A 12,162-nucleotide genomic window follows, 5' to 3' on the forward strand; every position below is an offset into this window, starting at 1 on the left:
CGCGGGGGACGCCGTAAACCCATCCATGGGGGCTTGGCCGCGGCATCCATGCCGCGGACACCCCCGCGCCACCTATCCGCCCGGCCCCTGACAGTTTCCTGCGCGTGCCAGCCACGGAAGAGAATCAAAAGATCAAAAGCAAAAGCGGGTCGCTTCGCTCTGAGCCGAGCATGGCTCGGCTCTACAGAAGATCATTCCGAACACTCTTTCGCTCATCCATACATGGCGTGGACCTATCGACAGATCGCGGAAATCTGTCGAAGGCGGGGTGGGTCCGGTTGCGGGGGCGTGAGCCGCATGGATGCGGCGACCGAGCTTACATGGGTGAGGGCGCTTTGCTTGCGAAGCACCGCTTCGCAAGCGCCCGAACGCACAGCCGCCAGCGGCTGGGCCGGGCCCCGGAGGGGGACTTGCAGCGTCCCCCGCAACCGGACCCACCCCGCCATCCCACGGATTGCCCGCTTTTGACGTTGCGGTTGCCGTTGATGTTGATTCGGCGGGTGCAGGGCGCAGCCCTGCATCAAACCCACCCCGTTACTTCTTCAGGAAGTTGTCCACCAGCAGATGCTTCACATCGTCGAAGCGGCCGTTCAACACCGCTTTGGCCGCATACAGCGCGGTACCCGCGACCTGCTTCGCCTCGATCTGCGGCGGCATCACCAGCTCTGCGCGGCTGGTATGCACATCCAGCAACGCCGGGCCGCGCTGGGACAGGAAGTCCTGCACCGCTTCTTCCAGATCCTCGCTGCGGGTGACGGTGCGGCCATGGAAGCCGATCACCTCGGCCAGGCGGCCGAAGTCCGGGTTCTTCAGGTCGGTGTAGTTGTCCAGCAGGCCTTCCACCTTCTGCTCCAGCTCGACGAAATTCAGCGAGCCGTTGTTGTACACCACCACCTTGATCGGCAGGTTTTCCTGCACGGCGGTCAGCAGGTCGCCGAGCAGCATCGCCAGGCCGCCGTCGCCGGACAACGAGATCACCTGCCGCCCCGGGAACGCCTTCTGCAGGCCCAGCGCCTGTGGCATCGCGTTGGCCATCGTGCCGTGCAACAGGCTGGTCAGCGTACGGCGGCGGCCGTTGACCCGGATATGCCGCAGCACCCACACCATCGGTGAGCCACCGTCGGCGGTGAACAGCGCGTCGTCCGTCGCGTATTTCGACAACAACGCCGTCAGGTGCTGTGGATGGATCAGCTCGCCCTCGCCCGGCTGCTCTTCCTGTTCGCGCTTCTTCAGCGCCTTGTCGCGGCGCTCGATGCATTCGTCCAGGAAACTGCTGTCCTCGCGCGGCGGCAGCATCGGCAACAAGGCGTCCAGCGTCGGCGCGATGTCACCGACCACGCCCAGGTTCACCGGATGGCGGCGGCCCAGATGGCTGCCGTCGCGGTCGATCTGGATGATCGTGGCCTTGTCCGGATAGAACTGGCCCCACGCGAAATCGGCACCGAGCAGCAGCAACGTGTCGCACTCCATCAGCGTGTGGAAGCCCGACTCGATGCCGAAGATCCCGGTCATGCCCATGTTGAAAGGGTTGTCGGGCTCGACGAAATCCTTGGCGCGCGAGGTGTGCGCGACCGGCGCCTGCAGGCGCCGCGCCAGTTCCAGCAGCTGCGCGTGCGCGCCCTGGCAACCGGCACCGGCATAGATGCCGATGCGCTTGCCCTGCCCCAGCAGCTCGGCGATGCGCTGCAGCTCGGCATCAGAGGGGCGCAGCACCGGTTGGGTGTAGTGCACCGAGAACGGCACATCGTGCTTCACGTCGGCCTCGCTGATGTCGGCCGGCAGGATCACCACCGCCACGCCGCGGCGGCTGATCGCGGCCTGGCAGGCCAGCGCCACCACACGCCGCGCCTGCGCGGGGCTGTGCACCTGTTCGCAGAACACCGTGCAGCTGCCATACACCGCCTTGAAATCCACTTCCTGCGGGAACTCCATGCCCAGCTCGCTGGTGACGATCTGGCTGGCAATCAGCACCATCGGCGCACGATTGCGGTTGCTTTCGAAGATGCCATTGATGAAATGCAGGCCGCCGGGGCCACAGGAACCGGCACAGGCGGTCAGTTCGCCACTCACCAGCGAATCGGCACCGGCGGCGAACGCGGCCACTTCCTCATGGCGTACGTGCACCCAGGCAATGTCGCTGCCATGCATCGCATCGGTCACATGGTTGAGCGTATCGCCCACGATGCCATAACAGCGGCGGACGCCTGCCTGCTGCAGGGTGTCCACCACAATCTCGGCCACGCGCTTGCTCATCGGATACATCCTCGAACGGGGGAACGTCCGAGGCTAGACCCGGCGAAGTGATGCCTCCGTGGGCAAATTGCGCATCACCTCGATGTGCAAACTGCGGACGGATGTCCGGTCAATCGTTGACGTTGATCCAGCCCAGCACCGCACCGCGTTTCGGATTCTGGTAGCGCAGCTTCATCCAGCCGTCCTGTTCATCCAGCATTTCCACACGGTCGCCCTGCACCAGGTAACGCGGGGTGCTGGACGCGCCGGGCCTGTCGAACAGGAACAGGCGCGCTGGCACCACCGTTGCCTGCTGACCGCGCAGCGGCCCGTCGGGCGGTGCGCCCAGGCCATCGGCGATGGCGCTCTCACGTACTTTTCCAGCGGGGTCATAGGTCCGCCAGACCGCCAGTGGCCCTTGCTCGTCGCTTTGTTCCCAATGCAGCGCGGCGTTCAGCGTGTCGCCCAGCATCAATACGCTCTCGGCGCGGTACAGATAGAGCTTCGAACCTGCAAACCGGTACTGGTCGGCGTACCACATCGGGCCACTGCGGCAACTGCTGGTCAGGGTGCGACTCGCACGATCGACCGTCAGCCCCATCAGGTCACCGCAGCTTTCCTTGCCATGGGTTTCAGCCCGCAGCGCACGGAACCCGCCACTGGCCGGATCAAAGCGGTACACCGCCACCGCTTCATTGACCATGCCCACCGATGCGCGTGCGATCAGTTCCGGATAGCCATCGAAGTCGACGTCCTCCAGACCCCACCGCGAGTTGCCGTCCGCATCCGCCGCGCCGGCCAGCGTCTGGCGCTTGCCCGACGGCGAAAGCTGAACCGCGATGTTGCCGTCCTGCTGCGGATCGGCGTGCGCCTGCACGTGAGCGGCCACCTGGAACCGCAGGGTTTCGCCGCCGTCCCCGCCCGCCTGCGCCGACGGTGCCAGCACGCCAGCCAGCACCACGCCCAGCACCCATTCCCTGTAATCCATCATCGCTCCCTGCGGCACCGCGGCGGCACCTTCAACTCAGAACGATACCTCGACCGGCTGCCGCGACCACAGCACCGACTGATGCCTGGTCTGCTGCTTCCACGCCAGGCGGATCGCCTCGATGTCGGCCCGGCGCTGCGGGGTGTCCTCGTGCAGCACCACCAGCACCTTGGTGCGCAGGCGGTTGGGCGAAGCATCGCCGCGGAACAGCCACTGGCCGTAGGCATCGAACACGGTCAGGCCATCCGGGAAGCGCGGGGTCACTTCCTTGTCCAGGAACGCGCGCCACTGCGCCTCGCTGATGGTGTCGGCCTGCGGACGGCTGCCTGCGCCCTGCTCTTCGCCCACGCCGAAATACAGCTCGCTGCGCACCCAGCCGTGGCCGTCGGACGGGCGTGCCGCATCGCCCTTCAGTTCGGCGGTGGTGGCCGTGGCATACGCACTGGGCGCCTGCGAAGAGAGGCTGGCGCAGCCGCTGGTAGCCAGCAGCACGGCAAAGACGAGGCCAAGGTGTTTCATCGGTACAGCTCCGGGCAAATGGGGGGACAGGGCGAGCCGGCAGCGTACAGCGCCACCGGCCCGGCGTGCTGATGCCGGCAGGGCATCAGCTCATGCCGGACCGGCAGGGGCTTGCATCGGCAGCGGTCATCACGCGAAGATAATATATCGCTTCATCCGGATGGATGTAAGTGAAACTATCTCCCCCTTCCCCGTCGTCGTTGTTGCTGGAGCCCCCATGTCCGCCCGCCTGCCCGCGTCGCCGCTCGGCCTCGCCATCGCCATCGCGCTCTCCGCCGCCGCCGTCCCCGCCCTGGCCCAGGACGCCACCAACCTCGATACGGTGATCGTCACCGGCACCCGTGCCGCCGACCGCACCGTGCTCGAATCCACCTCGCCGGTGGATGTGCTCACCGCCGAGGACATCCGCAAGGCCGGCGTGGTCAACGGTGAACTGGGCAGCGCGTTGCAGGCGCTGCTGCCGTCGTTCAATTTCCCGCGCCAGTCCAACTCCGGCGGTGCCGATCACGTGCGCGCCGCGCAGCTGCGCGGCCTGTCGCCGGACCAGGTGCTGGTCCTGGTCAACGGCAAGCGCCGCCACCACACCGCCCTGGTCAACACCGACAGCAAGATCGGCAAGGGCACCACCCCGGTCGACTTCAACTCGATTCCGGTCAGCGCGATCAAGCGCATCGAAGTGCTGCGCGATGGCGCCGGAGCGCTGTACGGCTCGGATGCCGTGGCCGGGGTGATCAACGTGATCCTCGACAACGGCGGCGACGGTGGCGAGATCGAAGCCAGTTACGGCGCCAACAACACCGACCTCAAGCCGATCGGCCGCACCCTCACCGACGGCCAGACCGGCAACATCAGCGCCAAGGTCGGTACCGCGCTGGGCGAGGATGGCGGCTTCCTGCGCGTCGGCCTGGAGTACAAGCACCGCAACGGCACCAACCGCGCCGGCTTCGACCAGATTCCGCCGTGGGACCAGACCCCGGACAACCTCGCGTTGCAGGGCAAGCGCAACTACGTGCTGGGCGATGGCAAGAGCAAGGACATCAACCTGTGGCTGAACACCGAGATCCCGGTGGGCCAGACCTCGACGTTCTACGCCTTCGGCACCTTCAACCAGCGTGACACCGAAGGCGCGAACTACTTCCGCTATCCCGACGGCGATGCCAACTGGAAGCAGGTCTATCCGAACGGCTACCGGCCGATCTCCGAAGGCGAGAACCGCGACGTGCAGGCCGTGGCCGGGGTGCGCGGCCAGTGGGGCGAATGGAGCTACGACGGCAGCCTGGATTACGGCCAGAACGACTTCACTTACCGCCTGCGTGATTCGCTCAACGCCTCGCTGGGCCCGACCAGCCCGACCCGCTTCAAGACCGCTGATTACGAGTATGCGCAGACCGTGGGCAACCTCGACCTGAGCCGTGTGTTCACCCAGAGCGACAGCATCAGCCACACGCTGGGCCTTGGCGTGGAAGCACGCCACGAGCGCTACCAGACCCGTCCGGGTGACCCGGCCAGCTACGCCGCCGGCCCGTACACCGACCGCCCGACCGGTTCGCAGGCCGGTGGCGGCCTGACCCCGCAGGATGCGGCAAACCTGTCGCGCGACGTGGCCAGCGCCTATGCCAGCCTGTCCAGCCAGTTCGGCGAGAAGTTCTCCACCGACCTGGCCGCGCGCTACGAGCACAACGATGACTTCGGTGGCGAACTGACCGGCAAGCTCGGCCTGCGCTACGAATTCACCCCGGCCTTCGCGCTGCGCGGCGCGATCTCCAACAACTTCCGTGCACCGTCGCTGGCGCAGATCGGCTACGAATCCACCTCCACCGGCTACAACGCCGGCGGCCAGCTGGTGCAGGGCCGCCTGCTGTCGGTCAACAATCCGATCGCGCGCGGCCTGGGTGCGCAGAACCTGAAGCCGGAAAAGTCGCTCAACACCTCGCTGGGCTTCACCAGCCGCATCGGCGAGCACTTCGACCTGTCGCTGGACTTCTTCCAGATCGACATCGATGACCGCATCGCACTGTCGGAGAGCATCACCGGCGATGCGCTGACCGACTACGTGGCGGCCAACTACGGCGTCAGCGGTCTGCAGAGCGCCAGCTTCTTCGTCAACGCCGCCGACACCCGCACCCGCGGCGCCGAACTGGTGAGCAACTGGCGCCAATCGCTGGGCAACGGCCAGCTGCTGTTGACCGGCACCTATGCGTACACCAAGACCACGCTGAAGAACGTGCTGGCCACGCCGGCACAGCTGCGCGCACTGAACCCGGACTACGTGCTGTTCGGCATTGAAGAGACCAACACCCTCACCGACGCCACCCCGCGTACGCGCGGCAGTTTCTCGGCCGCATGGAGCAATGATCACTGGTCGCTGAGCACCCGCGTGAACCGCTACGGCAGCGCCACCCGCGTGTTCAACTTCGGTGATGGCTACATCCCGCGCCAGACCTACCAGGCCGAATGGCAGCTGGATGCGGAAGTGGAGTACCGCATCACCCCGCGCTGGAGCGTGGCCATCGGCGGCCAGAACCTGACCGACAACTACCCGGATCGATCCAACAGCGATATCCACTACTTCGGCAACCTGCCGTATGACGTGTTGTCGCCGATCGGCAGCAACGGCGCGTACTACTACGGCCGGGTCCGCTATACGTTCTGACTGCCCTGGGTGTCATTGCCTTGGGTGGGTGCGGACCGTTGGTCCGCACTGCCTGGGTTCCATGCAGGCCGACCTGCAGTGCCGACCAACGGTCGGCACCCACCGAAGCAAGGCCGTAGCCTGACCTCGACCCCACGTACACGCCCACGCTGGCAAGCTGGGCGTCATGGCTGAACCGCTCCCCCTGCGTCCGCCACCGCCATTGCTGGACGACGCCTGCGCGTTGTTCCTCGATGTCGACGGCACCCTGATCGAATTCGCTGCACGCCCGGATGCCGTGCAGTTGCTGCCGGATGTGCGTGAAGCCATCGGCCGCATCAGCGACCGCCTGGAAGGTGCCGTGGCACTGGTCAGTGGTCGCCCCCTTGAACAGCTGGACCAGCTGTTTGCACCGTTGCAACTGCCTGCCGCCGGCCTGCATGGCCACGAGTTGCGCGGCGAGGATGGTCGCGTGCTGCGCGACGCGCACGACGACGATACCGCCGAGTGGCTGCACGCCCTGCACCAGCAGGCGATGCGCTTCGCCCATGGCCATCCCGGCGTGCTGGTGGAAGACAAGGGCGTCGGCCTGGCCCTGCATTGGCGCGGCGCTCCGCACGCGGCCAGCGAGGTGCGTGCCTTCGCCGACCGCCACGTGCGCGGCCGTACCAGCTATCGCCTGCAACCGGGCGACCATGTGGTCGAGTTCGTCCCGGTGGGTACCGACAAGGGCCGCGCGGTGCGCCGGATGATGCAGTACCTGCCGTTCCGCGGCCGCCTGCCGGTGTTCCTCGGCGATGACCTCACCGACGAATTCGGCTTCGACGCTGCCAACGGCCAGCATGGCTGGAGCGTGCTGGTGGGTGAACGTGAACCCAGCGCGGCTGTGTTCGCGCTGCCCGACATACGCAGCGTGCACGCCTGGCTGCGTGAGAATGCCTATTGACCCGGCCATCCCCCACGGCCGCAACCGACGAGATGTACCGCGTGATGACCCAACCCGATCTTGATCTGGGCGTGGTCGGCAACGGCAGCTTCGGCGCCCTGGTCGACAAACATGCCCGCGTTGTCTGGAGCTGCCTGCCCACCTTCGACGGCGACCCCACCTTCTGCGCCTTGCTGGGCCCCAACCAGCAGACCGGTGGCGACTTCGCCATCGAGCTGGAAGACTTCGCCAGCAGCGAGCAGGAATACCTGACCAACACCGCGATCCTGCGCACCGTGCTGCGCGACGCGCACGGTGGCGAACTGGAAATCCTCGATTTCGCCCCGCGCTGGCGCCAGAACGACCGCTTCTACCGCCCGGTCAGCCTGATCCGGCAGGTGCGCCCCCTGGCCGGCAGCCCACGCATCACGGTGCGTGCGCGGCCCCTGGCGGACTGGGGCGCGCGCGTGCCCGAGTCCACCTGGGGCAGCAACCACGTGCGCTGGATCCTGCCCGAGCACGTGCTGCGGCTGACCACCGATGTGCCGGTGCGCTTCGTGCGCGAGGGCCTGCCGTTCGTGCTCAACCATCCCATCCACCTGATCCTGGGTGTCGATGAATCACTCAACCGCTCGATCAGCGGCTATGTGCAGGAAGCCTTCCAGCGCACCCGCGATTACTGGCGCGAGTGGGTGCGCTACCTGTCCATTCCGCTGGAATGGCAGGACGCGGTGATCCGCAGCGCGATCACCCTGAAGCTCTGCCAGTACGAGGACAGCGGCGCGATCATCGCGGCGATGACCACCTCCATTCCAGAGGCACCAGGCAGCGTGCGCAACTGGGACTACCGCTACTGCTGGCTGCGCGATGCCGCGTTCGTGGTGCGTGCGCTGAACCGCCTGGGCGCGACGCGCACGATGGAACAGTTCCTCGGCTACATCTTCAACCTGGCCACCACCGACGGCACGCTGCAGCCGCTGTACGGCATCGGATTCGAGGCCAAACTTGATGAGGACGAAGTGCCCAGCCTGTCCGGCTATCGCGGCATGGGCCCGGTGCGCCGTGGCAACCTGGCCTGGGTGCAGCGCCAGCACGATGTCTACGGCAGCGTGGTGCTGGCCTCCACGCAGCTGTTCTTCGACCGCCGCCTGCAGGACCCGGGCGACGCGCACACCTTCGCCCGCCTGGAACCCCTGGGTGAACAGGCCTTTGCCCTGCATGACGTACCCGATGCGGGCCTGTGGGAGTTCCGCGGCCGCACCGAGGTGCACACCTACACCAGCGCGATGTGCTGGGCGGCGTGCGACCGCCTGTGCAAGATCGCCGTGCGCCTGAAGCGCGACGACCGCGCCCGCTACTGGCGCGAACGTGCAGACACCATCCACGCGCGCATCATGGCCGAATCCTGGAGCGAGGAGCTGGGCCACTTCACCGATACCTTCGGTGGCCATCGCCTGGATGCCTCGCTGCTGCTGCTGGCCGACATCGGTTTCATCGATGCGCTGGACGCCCGCTTCATCGCCACCGTCGATGCCATCGGCCGCGACCTCAAGCATGGCAATTCGCTGTATCGCTACGTCGCCCCGGATGACTTCGGCGAGCCGGAAACCAGCTTCACCATCTGCACGTTCTGGTACATCGACGCGCTGGCCGCGATCGGGCGCCTGGACGAGGCGCGCGCGATGTTCGAAACGCTGCTGAAACAGCGCAATCATCTGGGCCTGCTGTCGGAGGACCTGGCCTTCGACAGTGGCGAGGCGTGGGGCAATTTCCCGCAGACCTATTCGCACGTCGGCCTGATCACGGCCGCGATGCGCCTGTCGCGGTCCTGGCAGGAGGCATCGTGAGTCGTCTTGTAGTGGTTTCAAACCGCGTGGCAGTGCCTGGCGAGAACCGCGCCGGCGGCCTGGCGGTCGGCCTGCTGGCCGCGTTGAAGGAACGCGGCGGCATGTGGTTCGGATGGAGCGGCAAGAGCGTGCGCGAGGGCAGTGGCACGCTGCACACGCAGAAGGACGGCGACATCGAGTTCGTCACCCTGGACCTGAGCAAGCGCGAAGTTGACGGTTACTACAACGGCTTCGCCAACCGCACGTTGTGGCCGCTGCTGCACTTCCGCCTGGACCTGGTCGACTACGACCGTGGCACCCGCGAGACCTACCACAAGGTCAACGCATTGTTCGCCGACAAGCTCGCCCCGCTGCTGCGCGAGGACGACATCGTCTGGATCCACGACTACCACCTGATCCCGCTCGGTGCGTTGCTGCGCGAACGCGGCATAGGCTGCCGCATCGGATTCTTCCTGCACATCCCGATGCCCTCGGCCGACCTGCTGCAGGCGATGCCCGATCACCTGCGCCTGTTCTCCGCGCTGTATGCCTACGACCTGGTCGGCTTCCAGACCCAGCGCGATGCCGATCGCTTCCAGACCTACCTGCGCCTGTTCGGCGGTGGCCGCGTGCTCGACAACGGTGAACTGGAAGCCCCCGGTGGGCGCCGTTTCCGCGCGGCCGCCTTCCCGATCGGCATCGACACCGACCTGATCGCACGCCAGGCCGGCACCGCCGCCACCAAGGCCGCAGTGAAGAATCTGCGCAACAGCCTGCGAGACCGCCAGCTGGCGATCGGTGTCGACCGCCTGGACTATTCCAAGGGCCTGCCCGAACGCTTCCTCGGCTTCGAGCGCTACCTGGAGCGTCATCCCGACCAGCGCGGCTCGCTGACCTACCTGCAGATCGCCCCGGTCTCGCGTGGCGACGTGACCGAGTACCGGCAACTGCGCAGCCAGCTGGAACAGATCGCCGGCCACATCAACGGCGGCCACGCCGAGCCGGACTGGACACCGCTGCGCTACGTCAACCAGAACTTCACCCATGCCACCCTCACCGGCTTCTACCGGGCGGCGGCGGTGGGCCTGGTGACACCGCTGCGCGACGGCATGAACCTGGTGGCCAAGGAGTACGTGGCCTCGCAGGACCCGGAGGATCCCGGGGTGCTGGTGCTGTCGCTGCTGGCCGGTGCCGCCGATGAACTGAAACAGGCGCTGCTGGTGAATCCACACGACCTGGACGGCGTGGCCGATGCGATCGCCACCGCTGCGACGATGTCGCTGCGCAGGCGCAAGGAGCGTTGGCACGCGATGATGGACCACCTGCGCACCTACGACATCAACCACTGGCGGCGCAGTTACCTGGACGCGCTGGAGAACTGAGGGATTGCGCAACCAGACCAGCATTAAGCGACAGAAGGGCGCCAAGAGCGCTCGCAGATTGTCGTTTTAAGCCCGAAAGTAGGTGCACCTGAAACCATTCCGGCGACCAGGAGAAGGGCGTCCCACGGCGCGCCAGCGGTCCGGGGCCACCGTGCAGATCCCGCTGTGCACTAGGCCTCGCCGCATCCAGCGGCGGGCCCTGCCGCAGGGCCCGCCGAAACGAAAGAGGCATCACCCCCAGCATTTCACCATGCATTGACGCGCGCTCCCCAGAGTGGCGCCCCCGGAGCCATCGCAATCCGTCGCGCCTGCTGCGCGGCGCGACGCACATCACATTCCAGGGAGTCACTGCATGTCTGCGTACGACCGTTTCATCGAAGATGCCGCAACACGCCTCGAGCTGGGCCATCGCGCCCGCTGGGTGGTGGAGGTCATCAGCGTCTGGATAACCTCCCATCACCGGGGCCTGGACGGTCTGCAGCAGCGGTTTGAACAGGCAGGTCTGGCCTCCCGTTTTCATTCCTGGCGGCAACCGGCAGCGTTGCGGCTGCCCATCGTCGCCAGTGAGCTCGAACGCGCGCTGGGCGCACACACGCTGGCCATGATCGCGCATCGCTGTGGCATGTCACCCGGTGCTTTCAGGGTGGTCGCCTGCCATCTTCTGCCCGGGGTGGTCACGCTGATGGATGCGCCCGGCGGCCTGGTACCTTCCCCCCATGTCCATCGCAGCATCGCGGGCCCATCGCCCCGGCGCATGACCGGCACGGTGCCATCGCGCGCGATGTATGGGAGGGCCGTGCGCAGCCTGTTGTGGCTGCTGGCCATCGTCGTTGTCCTTGGCCTCACCACCTGGCTGCAGCTGAAGGCCCGCACGCCCCTGTGGACGGTGCCGGACATTCCACTCGAACACGACGCCTACCTGTCCCTGCAGCAACACGGCACACAGATGCAGGTGCACGGCAACCTGCCCACCGAGGGGGATCGTCGCCGTATCTGGAGCACGCTGCTGGCGGTACACGGCCGGCAGAACGTGCAGGGCGGGATAACGCTGGACCCACGCGCACGCGCGCCGCGCTGGCTGGATCGCCTGATTGCCGATCTTCCGCAGCTGCAGGGCGACGGGCTGCGGCTGGAATTCGCCGGATCGCAGCTGCGCATCGACACATCGCTGATGGAGGACGCGCAGCGGCTGGCCATCTCGCACAGGTTGCGCCAGGACTTCCCGGCACTGGACATGAGCGGCCTGTGGGGCCCGGGACTGGCGGCGCTGTCGCAGCTGCCGACGCACGCCGATGCCGCGCAGCGGATTGAAGCGCTGAACCAGACCACGCTGAAGTTCCACGCTGGTTCGTCCGAGTTGACCGGCGACTCGCGGCAGACCCTGGAGGCCGTCGCGGATGCGCTGCGCAGAGCGCCCGACGGCAAGCGTGTTGAGATCGGCGCGCACACCGATGGTCGCGGCCACGCCCAAGCCAACCTGCAGCTCAGCCAGCAGCGCGCCGAGGCGGTATCACACGCGCTGCAGGCGCTGGGCGTCCCCGCCACCTCGCTGGTCGCGGTGGGCTACGGCCAGGACCGGCCGGTCGCCGACAATCGCAGCGACATCGGACGCGCGCAGAACCGTCGCATCGCCTATCAGCTGCTCGACTGAAAAAAGG

Annotated in this window: 8 protein-coding genes; 5 read left to right on the top strand and 3 right to left on the bottom strand. The window is 66.8% G+C overall.

Translation table 11 applies throughout. From position 1 onward, the window contains the following. Window positions 1-534: 534 nt before the first annotated feature. The 3 genes from K5L94_RS17435 to K5L94_RS17445 form a co-directional block, all read right to left on the bottom strand. Window positions 535-2,253 (bottom strand): thiamine pyrophosphate-dependent enzyme, encoded by a 1,719-nt coding sequence (locus K5L94_RS17435; protein ID WP_274510962.1) that lies wholly within the window; start codon window positions 2,251-2,253, stop codon window positions 535-537. 109 nt (window positions 2,254-2,362) lie between these two features. Then, entirely contained in the window at window positions 2,363-3,220 is an 858-nt protein-coding gene (locus tag K5L94_RS17440) for an XAC2610-related protein (RefSeq protein ID WP_274510963.1), read from the bottom strand. Between the two features lie 36 nt (window positions 3,221-3,256). Next, entirely contained in the window at window positions 3,257-3,739 is a 483-nt protein-coding gene (locus K5L94_RS17445; protein WP_008265564.1) for a DUF3574 domain-containing protein, read from the bottom strand. A 217-nt stretch (window positions 3,740-3,956) separates the two neighbouring features. On the opposite strand from K5L94_RS17445, the gene K5L94_RS17450 reads away from it, so the two are divergent. From K5L94_RS17450 to K5L94_RS17470, 5 genes are all read left to right on the top strand, one after another. Next, window positions 3,957-6,392: a TonB-dependent receptor plug domain-containing protein gene (locus K5L94_RS17450; RefSeq protein ID WP_274510964.1), complete on the top strand. Its 2,436-nt coding sequence runs from the start codon at window positions 3,957-3,959 to the stop codon at window positions 6,390-6,392. Window positions 6,393-6,558: 166 nt separating this feature from the next. After that, window positions 6,559-7,317 (top strand): trehalose-phosphatase, encoded by a 759-nt coding sequence (gene otsB / locus K5L94_RS17455; RefSeq protein WP_004154453.1) that lies wholly within the window; start codon window positions 6,559-6,561, stop codon window positions 7,315-7,317. A gap of 44 nt (window positions 7,318-7,361) precedes the next feature. Further along, on the top strand, window positions 7,362-9,143 hold the full coding sequence (locus K5L94_RS17460) for a glycoside hydrolase family 15 protein (protein ID WP_274510965.1): 1,782 nt from the start codon (window positions 7,362-7,364) through the stop codon (window positions 9,141-9,143). Next, the gene (gene otsA / locus K5L94_RS17465; protein ID WP_040007228.1) at window positions 9,140-10,504 is read left to right on the top strand and encodes an alpha,alpha-trehalose-phosphate synthase (UDP-forming); all 1,365 of its coding nucleotides are present in this window, start codon (window positions 9,140-9,142) and stop codon (window positions 10,502-10,504) included. The genes K5L94_RS17460 and otsA overlap by 4 nt, the downstream gene beginning before the upstream one ends. A gap of 352 nt (window positions 10,505-10,856) precedes the next feature. Further along, window positions 10,857-12,155 (top strand): OmpA family protein, encoded by a 1,299-nt coding sequence (locus tag K5L94_RS17470; protein ID WP_274510966.1) that lies wholly within the window; start codon window positions 10,857-10,859, stop codon window positions 12,153-12,155. Window positions 12,156-12,162 lie beyond the last annotated feature (7 nt).

The sequence above is a fragment of the Stenotrophomonas forensis genome, from assembly GCF_028752115.1.
GTDB lineage: Bacteria > Pseudomonadota > Gammaproteobacteria > Xanthomonadales > Xanthomonadaceae > Stenotrophomonas > Stenotrophomonas forensis.